Source organism: Pseudomonas sp. CYM-20-01 (assembly GCF_023169845.1).
Lineage (GTDB): Bacteria > Pseudomonadota > Gammaproteobacteria > Pseudomonadales > Pseudomonadaceae > Aquipseudomonas > Aquipseudomonas azotoformans.
Genome location: NZ_AP025169.1, coordinates 1,418,896 through 1,439,524 on the forward strand (window position 1 = coordinate 1,418,896; position 20,629 = coordinate 1,439,524).

The window sequence follows — 20,629 nt, forward strand, 5'->3', positions numbered from 1 at the left end:
TTGTATCGCCCTATTACATTCATTCGGATATTTTTCGCGCTCTCTTAATCCGCACAGTCTGTTTTTTGAACAGGTCTGAATGAAGTTGCGCGAAAAGTTCGAGTGAAATCGTCCGGCAGGTCATCAACCTCTCAGGCGTCTCCCTGCGCCAGGTGCACGCCTGGTGAGCTGATCGCTCTGCATGAGGTTGTTATGCCGGGCAATGATCCACGTCGTCATCCACGCAAGGCCTCGCACTCGACTGCCGCGCCATCCCATTGGCAGCAAGCCAGAGTCCTGGTGGCCGACGACCATGCCACCTACCGGTTGCTGGTGGGGTCGTTGCTCCAGGTGCTGGGTGTCGGCCACGAAACCTGCAGCGACGGGCGCATGGCGTTGCAGGCCTTGGCTGCGCGTCACTTTGATCTGGTCATCAGCGATTGCCGAATGCCGGTCATGGATGGTTATGCCATGACGCGCGAATTACGCCGACGCGAACGGGCTGCGGGCAGACCGTGTGTTCCCGTCATCGCCATGACCGGTCGCCTGGGTCGGGAAGAGATTCGCCGTTGCCTGGAATGCGGGATGGATGGGTGGCTGGTCAAACCGGTCAGCCTGAGGCAGTTGCGCGAGTTACTCACCGAATGGTTGGCGCCAAGGCCGTTGCATGCGGAGCAGCGCAAGCAGTCGTTGCCGCGTCGACGCGAAGCGCTGCCTTCGCGTGCCCGCCTTATCGCGACCTTTGGTTCCTGGACGGTGGTAGAGGCGATGTTGGCGAGCCTGGTGCTCGAGGCCCGGGACGACCTGGCAGTGCTGGAGCAGGCGCGCGTCAGCGGGGATGCCCTCTTGACCTCGCAGCGCTTGCACCGCCTGGCGGGCAGTGTGGCGTTCCTGGGGGCAACGCGATTGGAGCAGCACGCCGCCAGGTTGATTGACCGCGTGCAGGCCAGCGGGGTGGAGGTGAATCGGCAGGCACTCGAGCTGTTTCATCGTGACGTCGAACGTTACCTGCAGCGTTTGCATCAACTCTGAATCCAGGGATTTGTAAGAGTTTTCATGTATGAAGTGTAGGAATAATCTGTATGTAATTTCTTTTTATTGTGTGGGCTAAATGTTGCTCTCCAATAACTAGGGGGAGTAGGAAGAGCCGTCCAGTTATTTCAGGTTGTTGCATAGGGCTGAGCGAGCTATTTTGCATGTATTCAAATTGCCATCATGGGTAACGACGATGATTCGCATAATTATTGCTGACGATCACCCCATCGTCCGTATTGGGCAAAAAGTGGTAATTGAAGCCAGTGGTAAGTGCAAAGTCGTAGGGGAGGCCAATGGTCCGGATGAATTGCTGGCGCTGGTGAACAGTACCGCTTGCGACGCCATCGTGACCGACTTTGCCATGCCGGGCGATCAGCAGGCGGATGGCTACGGACTGCTGGGTTTGTTGCACCGGCAATACCCGAGGTTGCCGGTGATCCTGGTGACCATGTTCGCCAACGTGGTCACGTTGCGCGAGGCATTCGCCCATGGCGCGCGGGCGATCGTGGCCAAGAGCGCGTCTGCACGGGAGCTGCCCCTGGCGCTGCGGGCGGTGGTCGAGGGGCGTACGTTTGTCAGTGAGTGCCTGCGCCTGCAGATGGAGCAGACCCAACTGGCGCATCCGTCCCAGCCACAATTGTCTGGCAAGGAGCGAGAGGTGGTAAGAATGCTCGCCAGCGGCATGACCGTCAGCCAGATCGCCGCGCGGGTCAACCGCAGTATCTCGACCATCAGCAAACAGAAGAGCACGGCCATGCAGCGGCTATGCATTTCCACCGATGTGGATCTTTTCACCTATGCGCGGCAAAGCGGCATGGTGCCTTAGTTGTTGTGCATGGCGTGAAAGTTTCAGATTTATTATGTAGTTAATCAGGATATTCGTATTACTTGTATGGGGCAGTAGTGTGGGGCGAGTTAGTGTGTGTTCATGTACCCGGCAGTGATAAGTCGGCGGCATAACTACCTATGTCCAACACAGGGTCAGGCGGAGGCTAGTGTCTTGTTATTCGACAAGGCAAGCGTTTCCGTTTTGCCTTGAATGCGAGCACTTGAATAAATGAAACAATCACTTTCCCTTGTTACCAGCGCTTTTCTATTGATGGGCGCCTCGAACTTGTTTGCGGCTTCCAGTATTGACCTGAGTGTCGTGGGTGCCTTGACCCCTTCCGCCTGCACCCCGGCTTTGTCCGGCGGCGGCGTGGTGGATCATGGCAAGATTTCCATGAGTGATCTTCCTTTTGACGCCTACCTGCCTGAGGCGACGCTGGCGTTGAGTGTCAACTGCGAAGCATCGACGCTGATGGCGGTTATGGCTACCGACAATCGCCCCGGTACTGCTTGGTACGGCTACGACACTGATAGCGCATTTGGCCTGGGACTTTACAATAGCCGGCGGTGGGGCGGGTATCAGCTCCTCGTGAAAAACGTCCAGGCGGACGGTGCAGCGGCACCGGCGATTGAGTCCGTGGATGGCAAAACCTGGTTTCCCGCGCCCGAAGACCAAACCTGGCAAGTGGGCTGGATGCGTTCGGTGGGGGCGGTCGGTGAAGTTGACGCGCTGCCGGTACCGGTCCAGAACCTGGCAATGGAAGTATTGATCCAGACCCGCGTCAGGAAGCCTACGGGCGCTACCGAGGAAGTCCCTTTGGACGGCAGCGCCACGCTGAGCATCTTCTACCTCTGACCCACCCTCGCTTATCCACCGGGTGAATGAGCATGGTGTTTCCGGGCGCCGCGGATTATCGTGCTGGCCTTATGCCGATAACTGCGGAGCCTGCCCATGAGTGATGCCCACAACGCCTTGATCACCGAGTTCTACAGCGCGTTCCAGCGCCTGGACGCTGAAGCCATGTCGGCCTGCTACACCGACGATGTGGTCTTCAGCGACCCAGCCTTCGGCGAACTGCGCGGCCGGGATGCCGGTGACATGTGGCGCATGCTCACCACCCGCGCCAAGGATTTCTCCCTGACCTTCGACAATGTGCGCAGCGACGACCGTAGCGGTGGCGCTCACTGGGTGGCGACTTACCTGTTCAGCGCCACCGGTAATACGGTGGTCAATGATATCCAGGCGCGCTTTGTGTTTCGCGACGGCAAGATCTGCGAACACCATGACAGCTTCGACCTGTGGCGCTGGTCGCGCCAGGCCTTGGGCACCAAGGGCTTGTTGCTGGGGTGGACGCCGCTGGTGAAAAACGCCGTGCGCGCCCAGGCACGTAAAGGCTTGAAGGCATTCCAGGCCAGTCGTTGATAAGCTTGGCAATTCCTATGCCTTGCCGAATCGATCCGTGAATACGCCTGACCCCAAACCCTGGTTCGTCTACCTGGTGCGCGCCGCCAATGGCGCGCTGTATTGCGGCATCAGCAATGACCCGGTGCGCCGGTTTGCCTCGCACCAGAGCGGCAAGGGCGCACGGTTTTTCCTGTCCAGCCCGGCCGTTGCGCTGGTGTACACCGAGCAATGCGCGAGCAAGGGCGAGGCCCTGCGCCAGGAACGCTTGATCAAGAAGTTGAAGAAGAGCGCCAAGGAGTGCCTGGCGGCAAGCGGCTCATTGATTTGACTGATGGGTTCCCATCATGCCCGCGCCAGGGTTTGCAGGCTAAGCTAGCGATTCACTTCTCTAGCGGAGCCTGGCATGTCCGAATTGATCCTGCACCACTACCCGCAGTCCCCCTTCGCTGAAAAAGCCCGGCTGTTGCTGGGCTACAAGGGCTTGTCCTGGCGCTCGGTGCATATCTCGCCGGTGATGCCCAAGCCGGATCTCACCGCGCTGACCGGCGGCTATCGCAAGACCCCTGTGCTGCAAATCGGTGCCGATATCTACTGCGACACCGCGTTGATCGCCCGGCGCCTGGAGCAGGAAAAAGCCGCGCCGGCACTGTTTCCCCAGGGCCTGGAACTGGTTACCCAAGGCTTCGCCGCCTGGGCCGATTCGGTGGTGTTTTCCCATGCGGTGGCGCTGGTGTTCCAGCCCGAATCCCTGGCGGTCAAGTTCGCCAAGGTGCCGCCGGAAATGCTGCAGGTGCTGGTGGCGGATCGCAGCAAGCTGTTCAGCGGTGGCACGGCGACTCGGGTGCAATTGGATGTAGCCAAGCATCAATGGCCGGCGATTGTCAGCCGCATCGACCAGCAACTGCAGCACCAGGCCGGGGATTTCCTGTTCGGCGAGCCATCGATTGCCGACTTTTCCCTGGCCCATCCCTTGTGGTTCCTCAAAGGCTCTTCAGTGACGTCGCCTTTGGTAGACGCCCATCCCGCCGTCGCCGCCTGGTTGGATCGTGTGCTGGGCTTCGGCCACGGTACATCCACTCAGATGAGCGCCGAGCAAGCCCTGGACGTGTCGCGCAATGCGGCACCGGCTGCGCTGCCCGAAGAACTGTTTGAAGACTTGAACGGTTTCAAGGCAGGCCAGCAGGTGACCATCTCCGCCACTGACTACGGCACCGACCCTGTCGCCGGCGAATTGCTGTTTGCCGGGCGTGAAGAGCTGATCCTGCGCCGCACCGATGAGCGCGCGGGCACCGTGCATGTGCATTTCCCGCGCATCGGTTTTCGCATCCAGGCGCAGTAGGGAAAAATATTTGCAAATAAAAGTGAGGTAAATCCACCGCCCAACCGTGTAGTGCTTGAAACTGCGATCTATTCGCATTAACAGCGTTTTCTACACGGGTTCTCACAGCATGAAGTCAGCGGCGGGCGGTTGGGTAAAACAGTGGCTGGGAGCCTCGGCATTGGCGGTATCGGGGCTGGCGTTGCTGCCCCTGAGCGTGGTGCAGGCGCAGGAGCAGCAAAGTGCCCAGTTCAACTTTGCCCTGGCAGCCAAGCCGCTGCCCCAGGCCCTGAGCGATTTCAGCCGGGTCACCGGGATCAGCGTGATCTACACCGACGAAGCGCCCTACGGCATCAAGGCCCCGGCGGTCAGCGGCCAGATGAGCGCCACCCAGGCCCTGCAACGCCTGCTGGGCAGTTCCGGCCTGACCTTCCGCCAGATCGACGCCCGCACCCTGGCCCTTGAGCCGGCGCCTACCGAAGGCGCGGTCAACCTTGGCGCCACCACCATCAGCGGTGCCAACCAGACCCAGGACAGCACCAGCTACCAACCACCGCCCACCAGCTCGGTGATGCGCTCCCATGGCCTGCTGCTGGAAACCCCGCAGACCGTCAACGTGGTGCCGGCCCAGGTGTTGCGCGATCAGACCCCGCGCAACCTGGACGACGCCCTGGGCAATATCAGCGGCATTACCCAGGCCAACACCCTCGCCAGTACCCAGGACGCGGTGATGCTGCGTGGCTTTGGCGACAACCGTAACGGCTCGATCATGCGTGACGGCATGCCCATCGTGCAGGGCCGCGCGCTGAACGCCACGGCGGAGCGGGTCGAAGTACTCAAGGGCCCGGCGTCGTTGCTGTATGGCATCCAGGATCCGGGCGGCGTCGTGAACATCGTCAGTAAAAAGCCGGAACTGGTCCAGTCCACCGCCCTGACCGTACGCGGCTCCACCTTCGGTGACGGCAAGAACGGCAGCGGCGGCAGCCTCGATACCACCGGCCCGATTGGCGACAGCGGCCTGGCCTATCGGCTGATCGTCGATCATGAAGATGAGGATTACTGGCGCAACTTCGGCACCCACCGCGAGAGCCTGATCGCGCCGTCGCTGGCCTGGTATGGCGACAGCACCAAACTGCTGTTCGCCTACGAGCACCGCGAATTCCTCACGCCCTTCGACCGTGGCACCGCCATCGACAAATCCAACCACCCGCTGGACATCCCGGCCACACGTCGTTTGGATGAACCGTTCAACAACATGGAAGGCCGTTCCGACCTGTACCGCTTCGAAGCCGACCACGACCTGAACGACGACTGGAAAGCCCACTTCGGCTACAGCTGGAACCGCGAAACCTATGACGCCAGCCAGGTGCGCGTCAGTGCGGTGGGTAATAATGGCGCCCTGACCCGCAGGATGGACGGCACCAAGGGTGCGATCACCACTGACCGCTTTACCACCGCGAGCCTTGAAGGCAAGGTCAATGTGTTCGGCCTGCAGAACGATCTGGTGTTTGGCCTGGATGATGAGTACCGCAAGATCTACCGGGCTGACCTGATTCGCCAGAACTCCCGTGGCACCTTCAACTACAACAACCCGGTGTATGGCAACGAAGTGGCGGGTACTACCGTCAGCCCCGCCGACAGCGCCCAGACCGACCTGCTGCGCAGCGACTCGCTGTTCTTCCAGGATGCGATTCACCTCAACGACCAATGGATTTTTGTCGCCGGTGCGCGCTACCAGATGTATGACCAATACGCCGGCAAGGGCATCCCGTTCAAGGCCAACACCAACGGCAACGGCCAGGCCTGGGTACCGCGTGCGGGGCTGGTGTACCGCTACACCGACGAGCTGTCGTTCTACGGCAGCTACACCGAATCGTTCAAACCCAACTCCACCATCGCCGCCTTGGCCGATGGCAGCACGCTGACCGGCGACCTGACGCCCGAGAAATCCAAGTCCTGGGAGCTGGGCGCCAAGCTCGACATCCCCGGGCGTATCACCGCCAGTGCTGCGTTGTTCAACATCGACAAACGCAATGTGCTGGTGTCATCGGAAGTGGCTGGAAGCACCATCTATAGTCTGGCTGGCCAGGTGCGCTCCCGTGGCCTGGAACTGGACGCCACCGGGCAACTGACCGACAAGTGGAGCGTGATCGGCAGCTACGCCTACACCGACGCGCAAGACACCAAGGACAAGGACCCGACCCTGGAAGGCAACCGCCTGCAGAACGTGGCCAAGCACACCGGCTCGCTGTCGGTGGCCTATGACTTCGGCAATGTGTTCGGTGGCGATCAGTTGCGGGTAGGCACCGGCGCGCGGTATGTCGGCGAGCGAGCAGGCGATGCCGCCAACGACTTCACCCTGCCGGGGTATACCGTGGCGGATGCGTTTGCCACGTACGACACCAAGATCGATGGGCAGAAGGTCAAGTTCCAGCTCAACGTGAAGAACATGTTCGACCGCGTCTACTACACCTCGGCGGCCAGCCGGTTGTTTGTGTCCATGGGCGATGCGCGGCAGGTGTCGGTGTCGAGCACGCTGGAGTTCTGATGCGCCTATTGTGTGGCGAGCCTGCTCGCCACAGGGGGAGGGAGCTGTTAGCGTTGCTGCCACTGACAGCTTTAGGAAAACGCTACTGATGTACTTTGGAAAATGGATACCCACCAGCGGGCTGCTGGTGGGCTTGAGCTTTTTGCTGGTTGGCTGCGCGAGTGTTTCCCAGACCTCCACCCCAACCATCATCGACCAATTGATGGCCGACCCGGCCCTCCATGGCGCCACTGTTTCCCTGATGGTGCGTGATGCCCGCAGCGGCAACACCCTCTATCAACACAACCCGCGAACCCGCCTGATTCCCGCATCCAATCTCAAGTTGCTCACCACCGCAGCCGCGATGGATGTGTTGGGGCCGCAGTATCGTTTTTCCACGCAACTGTTGAGCAACGGCACGCAGCAGGGCGAGCGTCTCAGCGGCAACCTCTACCTCAAGGGCCTGGGCGATCCGACCACGCAATTCGCCGACTACCAGGCATTGGCGGCACAGCTTGCAGCCCTGGGCGTGCGTCAGGTCCAGGGTGACCTGGTGTTCGACGATACCTTTTTCGACGCCGAACGCTTGGGCGTGGATTGGGCCCAGGACGACGAAAGCACCTACTACGGCGCGCAGATTTCGGCGTTGACTGTGTCACCCAATGCCGATTTTGATGCGGGCACGCTGCTGGTCACGGCGAAGGCTCCCGCCGTGGTGGGTCAACCGGTCAGCGTGGTGGTGAGCCCGGCAACCGACTATGTGCAAGTGAACAACCGCGCCGTCAGCGGCCCCGGCAACAGCTATGGCATTACCCGCCAGCACGGCACCAACCTGCTGCAACTCAGCGGTGCGCTGGCCCCAGGCAAGCAAAGCCGGCAGTGGGTGAGTGTGTGGGAGCCGACGCAACTGGTGGCCAACCTGTTTGAACAGGCGCTGGCGCAGCAGGGTATCCAGGTGCTGGGCCGTCGTGTGATAGGCAGTGCAAGTCCAGCGACGGCCAAGGTGCTGGCCGAACATCAGTCGGCACCGTTGCAGGAACTGATCACGCCGCTGCTCAAGCTGTCGAACAACAACATGTCCGAAGCCTTGCTCAAGGCCATGGGGCGCAAGACGTCCAACGCAGGCACGGCACAGGCGGGGGTTGCTGCGGTGGCGGACTTCATGCGGCGCCAGGGCCTGGACCCGATGACGCTGAGCCAGGTCGATGGTTCGGGTCTGTCGCGGCGCAACCTGGTGTCTTCCCAGGGGCTCACTGATTTGCTGCTGGCGACGGCCAGACAGCCCTGGTTCGACGCCTGGTACAACGCCTTGCCGATTGCCGGCAACGCCGACCGCATGACCGGTGGCAGCCTGCGCTACCGCCTGCGCGGGACGGCTGCGCAAAACAACCTGCACGCCAAGACCGGCTCCATGGCCGGTGTGTCGTCGTTGAGCGGCTACATCACCGACGCCGAGGGCCGGCGCCTGGTGTTTTCAATGATCAGCAATAACTACCTGAGCACCGCCGCACCGATCCGCGCCCTGGAAAACCGTGTGGCGCTGGCCCTGGTGCAATGGCACGACTAGCTCAGGACTGATAACCCATACGCCAACTCACAGCCCGGCTCGCCGCCAGCAAGCGCTGCGCCGCCGGGCCGTCTTCATCGGCGTGGAACAACGAGGTGGGGCCGACCACGGTCATCACCGCCGCCACCTGCCCGATGGCATTGAACACCGGCGCCGACAGCGCATCGACACCGGGCATCAGCAAACCATGCACAAAATGCAGGCCACGGCTGCGGATCTGTTCACAGGTGGTGGCGTAGGCCTGGTCGTCCGCCAGAGCGTGGGCGATGCCGGCCTGGATCTCACGCTCGCGCAGCTCAACGGTTTCCCGCGACGGCAGGAAGGCGCTGAACACCAGCCCAGTGGATGAACTGAGCAGCGGCAGCACCGAGCCCAGTTGCGTTACCACCGTCACTGCGCGCACTGCTGGTTCGATCTGCACCACGGTCGCGCCCTGGTTGCCCCACACTGCCAAAAAGCAGGTTTCATTCAGTTCATCGCGCAACTCCGCCAGGGGCATGGCGCCGACTTTCAGTACGTCTATGCTGCCCAGCGCCGCCAGGCCAACCCGTAACGCTTCGCGGCCCAGGCCATAGTGGTTGGTGGCGGTGTTCTGTTCGGCGAAACCCGAGGCGATCAGCGCCTGCAGATACCGGTGCACCTTGCTGGCCGGCATCTGGACATGTTCGGCCAGGCGTGACAGCGACGTTGCCGGGGACAATTCGGCCAGGGCCTTGAGGATATCGGTGCCCACTTCGGCCGAGCGGACTTTCTGTTTACCGGTGTCGCGGGGCTTTTCCATGGAGGGGCGAGAATCCGAGAGATGAATGGGCGTCTTTATAGCTTGACGGTCGATAGTGATCAAATTACGTTATGCGTAACTGGATTACGATAAAAACAACTTCCGTACAGAGGATGATCCATGAACCTCGAATACCTGTCGGGCTTCGGCAATGAATTCGCCAGCGAAGCCTTGCCCGGCGCCCTGCCCGTCGGCCAGAACTCCCCGCAAAAAGCGCCCTATGGGCTGTACACCGAACTGTTCTCCGGCACCGCGTTCACCATGGCCCGCAGCGAAGCCCGACGTACCTGGCTGTACCGCATCCAGCCGTCGGCCAATCACCCGGCGTTTATCAAGCTGGAGCGGCAGTTGGCCGGTGGGCCGTTGGGGGCGGTGACGCCCAATCGACTGCGCTGGAACCCTTTAGATATCCCGAGCGAGGCGACGGACTTTATCGATGGGCTGGTAAGGATGGTGGCCAATTCGGGTTCGGAAAAACCCTCGGGCATCAGCATTTATAACTACCGCGCCAACCGCTCCATGGAGCGTGTGTTCTTCAACGCCGATGGCGAGTTGTTGATTGTTCCCGAGCAAGGCCGCCTGCGCATCGCCACCGAGCTTGGCGTGTTGGAAGTGGCGCCACTGGAAATCGTTGTGTTGCCCCGTGGCCTGAAGTTCCGCGTCGAGCTGCTGGATGCGCAAGCGCGCGGTTACGTCGCCGAGAACCATGGTGCACCCTTGCGTTTGCCGGACCTGGGTCCTATCGGCAGCAACGGCTTGGCCAATCCGCGTGATTTCCTGACGCCGATTGCCCACTACGAAGATGTGAAGAAACCTACAACGCTGGTACAGAAATTCCTCGGCGAACTCTGGGCCTGCGAGCTGGACCATTCCCCGCTCAACGTGGTCGCCTGGCACGGCAACAACGTGCCGTACAAATACGACCTGCGCCGCTTCAACACGATTGGTACCGTCAGCTTCGATCACCCGGACCCGTCGATCTTCACCGTATTGACCTCGCCCACCAGTACCCACGGCCTGGCCAACCTCGACTTCGTGATCTTCCCGCCGCGCTGGATGGTGGCCGAGAACACCTTCCGCCCGCCATGGTTCCACCGCAACCTGATGAACGAATACATGGGCCTGATCCAGGGCGCCTACGACGCCAAGGCCGAAGGCTTCCTGCCGGGTGGCGCATCCTTGCACAGCTGCATGAGCGCCCATGGCCCGGACGGCGAGACCTGCACCAAGGCCATCAATGTGGAACTGGCGCCGCACAAGATCGATAACACCATGGCGTTCATGTTCGAGACCAGCCAAGTGCTGCGCCCGACCCAATTCGCCCTGGACTGCCCGCAACTGCAACCTTCCTATGACGCGTGCTGGGCCTCGCTGCCTGCCACCTTCAACCCGAACCGGAGATAACCCATGACTCAGCCCACACTTACCCGCAGTTGGGTGGCCTCCGCCAACGGTCACACCGACTTCCCCCTGCAGAACCTGCCGCTGGGTGTGTTCAGCATCAACGGCGCGGCACCACGCGTCGGTGTGGCGATTGGTGACTCGATCCTGGATTTGCATGCCGCCATCGACGAGTTCAGTGGCGAGGCCCGCCGCGCCGTCGAGGCCACCGCTGGTGGTCAACTGAACGCCTTGTTTGAACTGGGCCGTGGCCCGCGCGTGGCCCTGCGCGAGCGTTTGCTGGAGCTGCTGGCCGAAGGCAGCCAGCTGCAAACCCGCGAGGCGCAGGTACTGCACCGCGCCGCCGATTGCCAGATGCACGTACCGGCACGGATCAACGACTACACCGATTTCTACGTCGGCATTGAACACGCGCAGAACGTCGGCAAACTGTTCCGTCCCGACAACCCGCTGCTGCCCAACTACAAATACGTGCCGATTGGTTACCACGGCCGCGCCTCAACCATTCGTACCTCGGGCACCGACGTGCGCCGTCCCAAGGGCCAGACCCTGCCGGCCGGCCAGACCGAGCCGACCTTCGGCCCGTGCGCACGCCTGGACTACGAGTTGGAGCTGGGTATCTGGATCGGCCAGGGCAATGCGATGGGCGATTCAATCGCCATCGGCGACGCGGCGGACCACATCGCCGGTTTCTGCCTGCTCAATGACTGGTCGGCGCGGGATATCCAGGCCTGGGAATACCAGCCGTTGGGGCCGTTCCTGTCGAAAAGCTTCATCACCACGATCTCCCCGTGGGTGGTCACGGCGGAAGCACTTGAGCCGTTCCGCAAAGCGCAACCGCCACGCCCTGAAGGCGATCCGCAACCGTTGTCGTACCTGCTGGATAAACGTGACCAGGCTGCCGGTGCCCTGGATATCGAATTGGAAGTGTTGCTGACCACCGCCGCGATGCGCGAACAGAAGCTGCCGGCATTTCGGTTGGCCCTGAGCAACAGCCTGCATATGTACTGGACCGTTGCGCAGTTGGTGGCGCACCACAGTGTGAATGGCTGCCAGTTGCAGGCCGGTGACCTGTTTGGTTCGGGCACCTTGTCCGGGCCGCAGGCGGGCCAGTTCGGCAGCCTGTTGGAAATGACCGAAGGCGGCAAAAAGGCGGTCGAGTTGCCGTCTGGCGAGGTGCGCAAATTCCTCGAAGATGGCGATGAAATCATCCTGCGTGCACGCTGCAGCAGGGAAGGCTTTGCCTCCATCGGCTTCGGCGAATGCCGTGGCACCGTGGTCGCGGCGCGCTAGGAGGGCAGGGCGATGGAACTCTACACCTACTACCGTTCCACTTCGTCGTACCGGGTGCGCATTGCCCTGGCGCTCAAGGGCCTGGATTTCACCGCCGTGCCGGTCAACCTGCTGGTACCGGCGGGCGGTGCCAATCGCCAGCCCGAGTACCTGGCGATCAACCCGCAGGGCCGTGTGCCGGCGTTGCGCACCGATGAGGGCGAGCTGTTGATTCAATCGCCGGCGATCATCGAATACCTGGAAGAACGTTATCCACAGGCACCGCTGCTCTCCAACGATCTGCCGACCCGAGCCCATGAACGGGCGGTGGCGTCGATCATCGGCTGCGATATTCATCCGCTGCACAATTCCAGTACCCAGAATCTGCTGCGCCAGTGGGGGCATGACGAGGCGCAACTGCTGGAATGGATCGGCCATTGGATCAGCCAGGGGTTGGGTGCGGTGGAGCAGTTGATCGGCGGCACAGGGTTTTGCTTCGGCGAGCAGCCGGGGCTGGCCGATACGTTCCTGATTCCCCAGTTGTACGCGGCGGAACGCTTCAAGGTGCCATTGGCGGCGTACCCGCGCATCGGGCGGGTGGCGGCGTTGGCGGCGCAGCATCCGGCGTTTGTGAAGGCGCACCCCGCCAATCAACCTGACACGCCTTAGGACCCAATGTGGGAGGGGGCTTGCCCCCGATTGCGGTCTATCGGCAATGAATGCGTCGACGGTGCCACCGTATTCGGGGGCAAGCCCCCTCCCACATTTTGACTGCGACACCCTTATAAAAATAATAGGTACCTTGCGATGCACAATCAGATTGCCAGCTTTCGCGCGGCACTCGACGCCCGTCCGGTGTCGCGCTATCAGTGGTTGATTCTCCTGTTACTGGCGCTGCTGCTGGTGACCGATGGCTACGACGCCCAGGTCCTGGGTTATGTGGTGCCGGCACTGGCGCAGGATTGGGGGTTGGAGAAGGCTGCCTTCGGCCCAGTGTTCAGCGCCAACCTGCTCGGGCTGACCTTGGGCTCGTTGCTGGTCACGCCGCTGGCGGATCGTTTCGGTGTGCGCCGTATCCTGCTCGGCTGTGTGCTGATCTACGCCACCCTGACTGTGCTGATGGTGTTCGCCAACTCGCTGACCACGTTGATGGCCGCACGCTTTATCTGCGGCATTGGCATGGGCGGCGCCATGCCGAGTGCGATGGCCTTGATGTCGGACTATTCCCCACCACGCCTGCGCACCTTGATGGTGACCTTGGCGGCTTGTGGTTTTTCGTTCGGCGGGGCGGCGGGTGGGTTTGTGGCGGCGGGGTTTATCGAAGGCTTTGGGTGGCAGGCGGTGTTCCTCGCCGGTGGCGTGACGCCGCTGCTGCTGTTCCCGTTTCTGATGTGGCTGTTGCCGGAATCATTGCCGCGTCTGCTACGAGACGCACCGCCTTATGCGCGGCTGCAAAGCGTGACGTTGCGGATGTTGCCGGGCTGGCAACCGCCGCTGGCCACTGAGGCGGAAAACCAACAGGAGCAAGGCAGCAAACTGACGGTGGTGGAGTTGTTTCGCAACGGCTACGCGCGCCCGACTGTGCTGATCTGGGCGACCTTTTTTGTCAGCCTGATCCTGCTGTATTTCATGATTAGTTGGTTGCCATCACTGCTGCTGGAAAGTGGGCTGGCATTAAAAGAAGCCAACCTGGTGACTTCGATGTTCCTGTTCGCCGGGACCTTGGGCGCTATCGGCATGGCCTGGTTCGCCGACCGTTTGAAAAACAAAGTGCGTCTGTTGTCGGGCGTGCTGGCGGCTGCGGCGGTGTGCACCATCCTGCTCGGTGTGAACCATGACAACCCGCGTTACCTGGTAGCCTGTGTGTTTGCGGCCGGGTTTTGCATCATCGGTGGGCAATTGACCCTCAATGCCTTTGCCAGCAATTTCTACCCGGCACATGTGCGCGCCACGGGGACGGGCTGGGCGTTGGGCGTGGGGCGGTTTGGTTCAATCCTGGGGCCGTTGTTTGGCAGTATGTTGCTGGCGATGCATATCCCGGTGCAGCAGATTTTCTTCTTTTGCGCGATCCCGGCGGTGGTGGCGGCGTTGTTGATCATTCAGGTGCGTTCGCCTGGGGTTGGGGCGGCGAAGAGCCCGTTGCCCGGCGACATTTTCAAGACACCAGCCAATCACTGACGCGGGCTTCACGGCGAGCGCCCTTGTTGTGGCGAGCGGGCTTGCCCCGCGTTGGGTCGCGAAGCGGCCCCTGAATTGGGCCTGCTACGCAGTCCAACGCGGGACAAGCCCGCTCACCACAGAAAGAAATGATCTCTTGGAATTCGTGTGTTCAGTGCACCACTGAATTGGGCGGCAAATGCCCCAGGCGTTCGGTCAGGCGCAGGCGCTGGATCGGGTCTTCGCTGAGCATCAGCGCGTGTTCCAGGTCGAAACGCTCGGCGTTGGGGCAGTCCAGGCGCTGGTACAGGCTGGCCCGTGCCAGGTAATCGGCGGCGCTGGCATTGCCCAGTTCCAGCACACGTTCGGCGTCGACCAGTGCCTCGAGCGGGGCGTCGTTGGACAGGTGCAATTGCCGCAGGTTACGTGACAGCCGCTGCAGGATCGAACGCGGGTCGGCGGTGTGCAGGTGGTCGGCCTGCAGCTTGAGGTTGGGGCCGTACTGGCGTTGCAGCAGGTCGCGGCAATCATTGGGATACAGGCGCCGCCCGCCGCACGGGTCCAACAGGTGATCGGCACCGGGTACGCGCAGCAGGAAATGCCCGGGGAAGTTCACGCCGACCATGGGAATATCCATCCGTCGCGCCAGTTCCATGGCGATCAGCCCCATCGCCAGGGGTTGTCCGCGCTTGCGTTGCAACACCTTGTCCAGCAAGGCTGCCGCGGGGCGCAGCGGAGTGAATTCATCCTGGGCAAAGCCCAGGTCATTCAGGCGCCGCAGCAGCGGTTGACCGAGTTCATCCGCCGGCAGCATGGGCATGCCGATGCTCAACTGTTGTTGCAGCAGCGTCAGTTCTTGCATGACCACTGACGGCTGCACCGCCGGGTCATGCTCGGCAGCAATCCACAGCGCCGCTTCAAACAGCGCGGGCGGGGAGCGTTCCAGGCAGGCGAAAAAGGCTTTGCGGGGGTTCATTGCGTTCTCCGGCGGATGCCCCCGTTTTAGCCTTGCTGGGAATTTTCGTCCAGTGGCTTGGGAAATATCCTGCGCGCTTATGTCGCAAGTCCTACGAAATCGAACGGCTTATTCCAGCGTATTCCGGCAGTTTTCTACCGCAAGCCTATACTTGGCCCACTACCAGAAGTGACTCGGGAGCTTGACGATGTTTGCTCTCATGCACAGCACCCGCCTTGAATCGCTGCACTTGAGCGTCGACCCGGTCACCGGGCTGAAGGCGGTCATTGCCATCCACAACAGCCGCCTGGGGCCCGCCCTCGGTGGCTGTCGCTACCTCTCCTATCCCGACGACGAAAGTGCCGTGGCGGATGCCGCGCGCCTGGCCCAGGGCATGAGCTACAAGGCGGCCCTGGCCGGTTTGCCGGTGGGCGGTGGCACCGCCGTGATCCTGCGTCCCGCCCATGTGGAAAGCCGTGCTGCCTTGTTTGAAGCCTTCGGCCGTTGCATCGAACAGCTCGACGGACGCTACATCACGGCCATCGACAGCGGCACTTCGGTGGCCGACATGGACTGCATCGCCCAGCACACCCGCTACGTCACCAGCACCACCGCCGCAGGCGACCCTTCGCCCCACGCCGCCATGGGCGTGTTCGCCGGCATCCGCACCACCGCCATGGCGCGCCTGGGCAGCGACAACCTCGAAGGCTTGCGCGTCGCTATCCAGGGCCTGGGCAACGTCGGCTTCGCCCTGGCCGAACAGCTGCACGCGGCCGGCGCCGAACTGCTGGTGAGTGACATCGACCACGGCAAGGTGCAACTGGCCATGGAGCAACTGGGGGCGCACCCCATCGCCAACGACGCCTTGCTCAGCACACCGTGCGACATCCTTGCGCCCTGCGGTCTTGGCGCCGTGTTCAACCGCCAGAGCGTCGGCCAACTGCGCTGCGCCGCCGTGGCCGGTTCTGCCAGTGCCCAACTGACCCACCTGGACAACGCCGATCAACTGGAGGCGCGCGGCATCCTCTACGCACCGGACTACGTGATCAACTCGGGAGGGCTGATCTACGTCGCCCTCAAGCACAGCGGTGCCGAGTTGCCGTCCATCACCGCGCACCTGTCCAACATCGGCACGCGCCTCACCGAAATCTTCGCCCACGCCCAGGCCGAAAAACGCTCACCCGCCCGCGTGGCCGACGAACTCGCCGAGCGCCTGCTTTACCAATAGCCAGGTATTAAAAAGGCCCTGAACCAAAGATTCAGGGCCTGTTCAATTCGGGCTTTATTCCGCCGCTGCGTTCAGCAACTCGGACAACGCGTCCGGCTGGCTCTTGAACGCCTTGGCAAACACATCGCGGTTCTTCGCCATGTAGATCCCGGCTTCTTCCACCTGCTGCTCGCTCAGGGACGGCACGGCTTTTTGCAACACTTCTGCGAGCAACTCAGCGAGTTCAAGCATCTTGTCATGACGGTCAGCTTCGGCTTTATCCATGAACAAACGCTCCAGATCTCGGCTGCTGCGGTATACCACTTCGACGGCCATTCACCACCTCACATGCCTTCACGATAGTTGTCTTTTGCGACTACTGTATTTATATACAGCGAAAAGGGTAAGCCAAACCGTGGGGTTTGGGTAGCAGTTTTTTAATGTAGTCGGGAAATGGGGGTTTGCTACAACGGAAATTTCTGACAACTTGCCGGGGTTGCGCTGGAATTGTCCGGCGGCTTACCTTCCTCGGGCGCTGCATTGGCAGCGAATGGGCTTGGCGGCCCAACAAGGAAGCGCAACAACCCTCTATGAGATACAGATGCTTTTTTGCATTTGTATTCTTATGTCATGGCGGGTTGCGCATGGACCCCTCGGGGTGCCGGGTCGTTCCTTACCGGTCCGCCAACCTTGTGCAATCCGTCACCCAACCTGCTTGGCGGCAGACGGTGATGGTTTCTTTACTAAGGAACTAGACCGATGAAGAAAATCACTCCCAACCCTCCGTCTATCGATTCGACGCTATTTCGCGTTACACCTGAAGCTGACACAGAAACATTACTGGCCAACGCCAGCGAAACTCTAAGCAGCGCCCGTGAAATGGCCACTACGCTGGCATTCGACCTTGACGGTCCGCAGCGGAGTCTAGTGTTAGCCATTCACCAATTGGTTGAGATAGGCTGTCTGTTAGTCGACCGAGCGTTAGAGAAAGTCGCACCAGTTTGATGCTTCGCCCTCTGACCGCTCCCGCGGTTGCGGGAGCGGTCAAAACATGGTCTCGGTGGCTTCGATTTTTTCTGTTACTCACTTGATCGCTCAGAACACGACAGCGAAAACGCCAGCGACTAGACTCCTTCTTCATCGACAACGGAGGCTTTTATGGACACTTCCTTTTCCTCTGGTACCCAGGCAGATACCGAAGAGCAGGCCGATAGCTACGACCGCTGGTTTCGCGCCAAGATACAAGCTGCTCTTGAAGACACCAGCCCCGGCATTCCTCACGATGAGGTGATGGCCGAGATGCAAGCGCTGATCGAGTCCAAACTCAAGAAAGGCGATGCTGATTGAGTGGGTGCCCGCAGCGCGGGTCGAACTTCGGCAAATTATTGAATACCTCAATCATCGCAATCCTGTAGCAGCTCTTGAGCTAAAGCGCTCAATCGAAGCTTCAGTTCTGGCTCTCTCCCGCAGACCCCATCTTTACCGTCCTGGCAGAATCCTCGGTACGCGCGAGATGGTGGTACATCCGAATTACCTGGTCGTTTACAAGGTGACAGACAACATTCGGGTTCTCTCTGTTTTACACGCACGCCAGCGATATCCCTGACCGATCCGTACTTCGGATGAGCATAGTTTCTACTCTGCTCATCCTTATACGTGTCTCATGTCACCCCGCCATCATCTTATACCCGCCCCTGGCCTTTTTTCTGCATGCAGAACAACCGTCACGTCCAACCCGCATTATCCGGTCGAGTCGACCTAAGGAAGCATCATCGTGAAAATCAACTGGGCCGAAAGGCTGCGCCAGCAAGTACACGGGCTGGCCGAGTCCCTGGGTAACCTGTTCGTCGAGTCGTTCCACTACCTGGCGCTGTTCGCCATTGGTGCGGTGACGGCCTGGGCGGCGGTGATGGAGTTTCTGGGGATGCTGGAGAACGGGCACATCAAGATCGATGACATCTTGCTGCTGTTCATCTACCTGGAATTGGGCGCGATGGTGGGGATTTACTTCAAGACCAACCACATGCCGGTACGCTTCCTGATCTACGTGGCAATCACCGCGCTGACGCGTCTGCTGATCTCCAACGTGTCCCACCACAACCCGCCGGATGTAGGCATCATCTACCTGTGCGGTGGGATTCTGCTGCTGGCGTTCTCGATCCTGGTGGTGCGCTACGCCTCGTCGGCGTTCCCCTCCGTGAAGGTCGAAGGCCCGCGTCGCAAGGGCGAGGCGAGCCTGGAAACCGAAAAGGGCGAGCTTTAAAGCCCGACGCTGAAGGGCAGGGTGCGGGTAGGCGGCCGCTGGAGCACTTTGTGGTCGCCATCCGTCATCACCGTGAGGATGTCCAAGGCGCTGTGGCCCTGCTCGATGGCAATGCCGAACTGGATGCTTTGCACCAGGCGCTTGAGTCGCTTTGGATCGTTGCGTTGTTCGGCGCTGATCATGCGTTTGGCCACCACGCCTTGTTCGTTGGAGAGGGTCAGCATGATGCTGCCGTCCAACCGTTGGATGCTCAGGTTGACACGGTATTCGGGCGTGAAGGTGTCGGTGATGATCTGAAAAGGGTTGTCCATGGTGCGTTACCGCCTGATAAGAACATGCAGTCATTGACGACCGGTATCGGGATTAGTTCGCGTTGCCTGACCACCGGCCACTCCGTCGCTGAGGTTTCACAAGGTCCGTTTGCCTCCACAGCTGTACAGCAAAGGCCGTGCCGTGCGGCGCTCGTATCCCAATGTGGGAGGGGGCTTGCCCCCGATAGCAGTGTGTCAGCCAATGAATGCTCGGCTGAAAGACCGCTATCGGGGGCAAGCCCCCTCCCACAGTTGTTTCGGGTTGTGCTTGAGGTGGGTGACCTGTTTCAGGGCAGTACCGAGAAAACGATCGCAGACAGCGCAATCAAGCCGATCACCACCACAAACAGGTTCGACAGCTGGCCCGAATACTGGCGCAGAGCTGGCACGCGGCGGATTGCATACATCGGCATCAGGAACAGCAGGCACGCGATGATCGGCCCGCCCATGGTCTCGATCATGCCCAGGATGCTCGGATTGAAGGTGGCCACGGCCCAGCAGGTGAGTACCATGAACAGCGCGGTGCAGCGCTCCAGCCATTTCGACGACATCGAACGGTTACGACCGCGCAGGGATTTGACGATCATGCCCTGAAAGCCTTCGCTGGCACCGATGTAATGGCCGAGGAAGGATTTGGTGATGGCCACCAGCGCAATCAGCGGCGCGGCGTAGGCGATCACCGGCGTCTGGAAGTGGTTGGCCAGGTACGACAGGATCGAGATGTTCTGCGCCTTGGCCGCTGCCAGGTCGGCCGGCGACAGTGCCAGTACGCAACTGAAGCAGAAGAACATCACGGTCAGCACCATCATGCCGTGGGCGGTGGCCAGGATGCCGCTGCTTTTACGCTCGGCCTGGGCGCCGTACACGCGTTTCTGGTCGACGGCGAAGGCGGAGATGATCGGTGAATGGTTGAACGAAAACACCATCACCGGGATCGCCAGCCACAGGGTCTTGAAGAATATCGGCAGGGGCATGCCCTCGCTGGCGGAAGCGAAGAACGCGCCGTTCCAGTTGGGAATCAGGCTGATTGCCAGCAACAGCAGCGCCGCGACGAACGGGTACACCAGCACGCTCATGGCCTTGACGATCACGCCCTGGCCGCAACGCACGATGGCCATCAGGCCGAGGATCAGCACCAGCGACAGGATCGCCCGGGGCGGCGGGGTCATGTGCAGTTGGTGTTCCATGAAGCTGCCGAGGGTGTTGGTCAGCGCCACGCTGTACACCAGCAGGATCGGGAAGATGGCGAAGAAATACAGCAGGGTGATCAGCTTGCCCGCGCCGATGCCGAAGTGCTCTTCGACCACTTCGGTGATGTCGCCGGATTTGCCTGACAGCACAAAGCGCGTCAGCCCACGGTGGGCGAAGAAGGTCATCGGGAAGGCCAGCAGTGCCAGCACGATCAGTGGCCAAAAACCGCCGACGCCGGCATTGATCGGCAGGAACAGGGTGCCGGCGCCGATGGCGGTGCCGTAGAGGCCGAGCATCCAGGTGGTGTCATGTTGGGTCCAGCCGGTGGTCACGGTTGCTTCTACAGCAGGGTTTTCTACGGCAGGTGTACGTACATCGGTCATCGTTATTGCCTCGTTATTATTTTTGCGCGGGCTCACGTTGGGGCAGGTA

The 20,629-nt window shown here is 61.0% G+C and carries 22 protein-coding genes; 17 read left to right on the forward strand and 5 right to left on the reverse strand.

All coding sequences use genetic code 11. From position 1 onward, the window contains the following. Positions 1-192 precede the first annotated feature (192 nt). The 8 genes from M2497_RS06240 (at position 193) to dacB (ending at position 8,659) form a co-directional block, all read left to right on the forward strand. Positions 193-1,011 (forward strand): response regulator, encoded by an 819-nt coding sequence (locus M2497_RS06240; protein ID WP_248486352.1) that lies wholly within the window; start codon positions 193-195, stop codon positions 1,009-1,011. Between the two features lie 196 nt (positions 1,012-1,207). After that, on the forward strand, positions 1,208-1,840 hold the full coding sequence (locus M2497_RS06245; RefSeq protein ID WP_248486354.1) for a response regulator transcription factor: 633 nt from the start codon (positions 1,208-1,210) through the stop codon (positions 1,838-1,840). Between the two features lie 231 nt (positions 1,841-2,071). Next, positions 2,072-2,698, forward strand: a complete 627-nt coding sequence (locus M2497_RS06250; RefSeq protein WP_248486355.1) for a DUF1120 domain-containing protein — start codon at positions 2,072-2,074, stop codon at positions 2,696-2,698. A 96-nt stretch (positions 2,699-2,794) separates the two neighbouring features. After that, positions 2,795-3,265, forward strand: a complete 471-nt coding sequence (locus M2497_RS06255) for a nuclear transport factor 2 family protein (RefSeq protein ID WP_248486357.1) — start codon at positions 2,795-2,797, stop codon at positions 3,263-3,265. A 37-nt stretch (positions 3,266-3,302) separates the two neighbouring features. Next, the gene (locus M2497_RS06260; RefSeq protein ID WP_248486359.1) at positions 3,303-3,575 is read left to right on the forward strand and encodes a GIY-YIG nuclease family protein; all 273 of its coding nucleotides are present in this window, start codon (positions 3,303-3,305) and stop codon (positions 3,573-3,575) included. Positions 3,576-3,650: 75 nt separating this feature from the next. Continuing rightward, entirely contained in the window at positions 3,651-4,586 is a 936-nt protein-coding gene (locus M2497_RS06265; RefSeq protein WP_248486361.1) for a glutathione S-transferase family protein, read from the forward strand. A 109-nt stretch (positions 4,587-4,695) separates the two neighbouring features. Then, positions 4,696-7,113 (forward strand): TonB-dependent receptor, encoded by a 2,418-nt coding sequence (locus tag M2497_RS06270; protein ID WP_248486363.1) that lies wholly within the window; start codon positions 4,696-4,698, stop codon positions 7,111-7,113. A gap of 88 nt (positions 7,114-7,201) precedes the next feature. Then, entirely contained in the window at positions 7,202-8,659 is a 1,458-nt protein-coding gene (dacB, locus tag M2497_RS06275; protein WP_248486365.1) for a D-alanyl-D-alanine carboxypeptidase/D-alanyl-D-alanine-endopeptidase, read from the forward strand. A 1-nt stretch (position 8,660) separates the two neighbouring features. On the opposite strand, the gene M2497_RS06280 is transcribed toward dacB, so the two are convergent. After that, positions 8,661-9,440: an IclR family transcriptional regulator gene (locus M2497_RS06280; protein ID WP_248486367.1), complete on the reverse strand. Its 780-nt coding sequence runs from the start codon at positions 9,438-9,440 to the stop codon at positions 8,661-8,663. A gap of 120 nt (positions 9,441-9,560) precedes the next feature. Here M2497_RS06280 and hmgA point away from each other — a divergent pair, with 120 nt between their 5' ends. The 4 genes from hmgA (at position 9,561) to M2497_RS06300 (ending at position 14,291) form a co-directional block, all read left to right on the forward strand. Beyond that, the gene (hmgA, locus tag M2497_RS06285; RefSeq protein WP_248486369.1) at positions 9,561-10,844 is read left to right on the forward strand and encodes a homogentisate 1,2-dioxygenase; all 1,284 of its coding nucleotides are present in this window, start codon (positions 9,561-9,563) and stop codon (positions 10,842-10,844) included. 3 nt (positions 10,845-10,847) lie between these two features. Further along, positions 10,848-12,134: a fumarylacetoacetase gene (gene fahA / locus M2497_RS06290; RefSeq protein WP_248486371.1), complete on the forward strand. Its 1,287-nt coding sequence runs from the start codon at positions 10,848-10,850 to the stop codon at positions 12,132-12,134. A 12-nt stretch (positions 12,135-12,146) separates the two neighbouring features. Continuing rightward, positions 12,147-12,782, forward strand: coding sequence for a maleylacetoacetate isomerase (gene maiA, locus M2497_RS06295; RefSeq protein WP_248486373.1), 636 nt, complete (start codon positions 12,147-12,149; stop codon positions 12,780-12,782). A gap of 138 nt (positions 12,783-12,920) precedes the next feature. Then, positions 12,921-14,291: an aromatic acid/H+ symport family MFS transporter gene (locus M2497_RS06300; protein ID WP_248486375.1), complete on the forward strand. Its 1,371-nt coding sequence runs from the start codon at positions 12,921-12,923 to the stop codon at positions 14,289-14,291. A gap of 151 nt (positions 14,292-14,442) precedes the next feature. Here M2497_RS06300 and M2497_RS06305 read toward each other — a convergent pair whose 3' ends face one another. After that, positions 14,443-15,246 (reverse strand): transglutaminase family protein, encoded by an 804-nt coding sequence (locus tag M2497_RS06305; RefSeq protein ID WP_248486377.1) that lies wholly within the window; start codon positions 15,244-15,246, stop codon positions 14,443-14,445. Between the two features lie 187 nt (positions 15,247-15,433). On the opposite strand from M2497_RS06305, the gene M2497_RS06310 reads away from it, so the two are divergent. Beyond that, entirely contained in the window at positions 15,434-16,453 is a 1,020-nt protein-coding gene (locus M2497_RS06310; protein WP_248486379.1) for a Glu/Leu/Phe/Val dehydrogenase dimerization domain-containing protein, read from the forward strand. A gap of 54 nt (positions 16,454-16,507) precedes the next feature. Here M2497_RS06310 and M2497_RS06315 read toward each other — a convergent pair whose 3' ends face one another. Continuing rightward, entirely contained in the window at positions 16,508-16,768 is a 261-nt protein-coding gene (locus M2497_RS06315) for a YebG family protein (protein ID WP_003171979.1), read from the reverse strand. 423 nt (positions 16,769-17,191) lie between these two features. Here M2497_RS06315 and M2497_RS06320 point away from each other — a divergent pair, with 423 nt between their 5' ends. The 4 genes from M2497_RS06320 to M2497_RS06335 all read left to right on the forward strand — a co-directional run bounded on the left by M2497_RS06320 (position 17,192) and on the right by M2497_RS06335 (position 18,695). Beyond that, complete coding sequence (locus M2497_RS06320) at positions 17,192-17,437, forward strand: DUF6124 family protein (protein WP_248486380.1); 246 nt, start codon at positions 17,192-17,194, stop codon at positions 17,435-17,437. 153 nt (positions 17,438-17,590) lie between these two features. Next, positions 17,591-17,779 carry an antitoxin gene (locus M2497_RS06325; RefSeq protein ID WP_248486382.1) on the forward strand — a complete coding sequence of 63 codons (189 nt, stop codon included), beginning with the start codon at positions 17,591-17,593 and terminating at the stop codon, positions 17,777-17,779. Beyond that, the gene (locus M2497_RS06330; RefSeq protein WP_248486385.1) at positions 17,769-18,038 is read left to right on the forward strand and encodes a type II toxin-antitoxin system RelE/ParE family toxin; all 270 of its coding nucleotides are present in this window, start codon (positions 17,769-17,771) and stop codon (positions 18,036-18,038) included. The genes M2497_RS06325 and M2497_RS06330 overlap by 11 nt, the downstream gene beginning before the upstream one ends. A 168-nt stretch (positions 18,039-18,206) precedes the next feature. Continuing rightward, positions 18,207-18,695 carry a phosphate-starvation-inducible PsiE family protein gene (locus tag M2497_RS06335; protein WP_058427808.1) on the forward strand — a complete coding sequence of 163 codons (489 nt, stop codon included), beginning with the start codon at positions 18,207-18,209 and terminating at the stop codon, positions 18,693-18,695. On the opposite strand, the gene M2497_RS06340 is transcribed toward M2497_RS06335, so the two are convergent. Both M2497_RS06340 and M2497_RS06345 read right to left on the reverse strand, forming a co-directional pair. Continuing rightward, positions 18,692-19,006, reverse strand: coding sequence for a DUF3509 domain-containing protein (locus M2497_RS06340; RefSeq protein ID WP_058427809.1), 315 nt, complete (start codon positions 19,004-19,006; stop codon positions 18,692-18,694). The two genes, M2497_RS06335 and M2497_RS06340, sit on opposite strands and share 4 nt — an antisense overlap. 287 nt (positions 19,007-19,293) lie before the next feature. Continuing rightward, the gene (locus M2497_RS06345) at positions 19,294-20,580 is read right to left on the reverse strand and encodes a serine/threonine transporter (RefSeq protein ID WP_248486387.1); all 1,287 of its coding nucleotides are present in this window, start codon (positions 20,578-20,580) and stop codon (positions 19,294-19,296) included. Between the last annotated feature and the right edge of the window lie 49 nt (positions 20,581-20,629).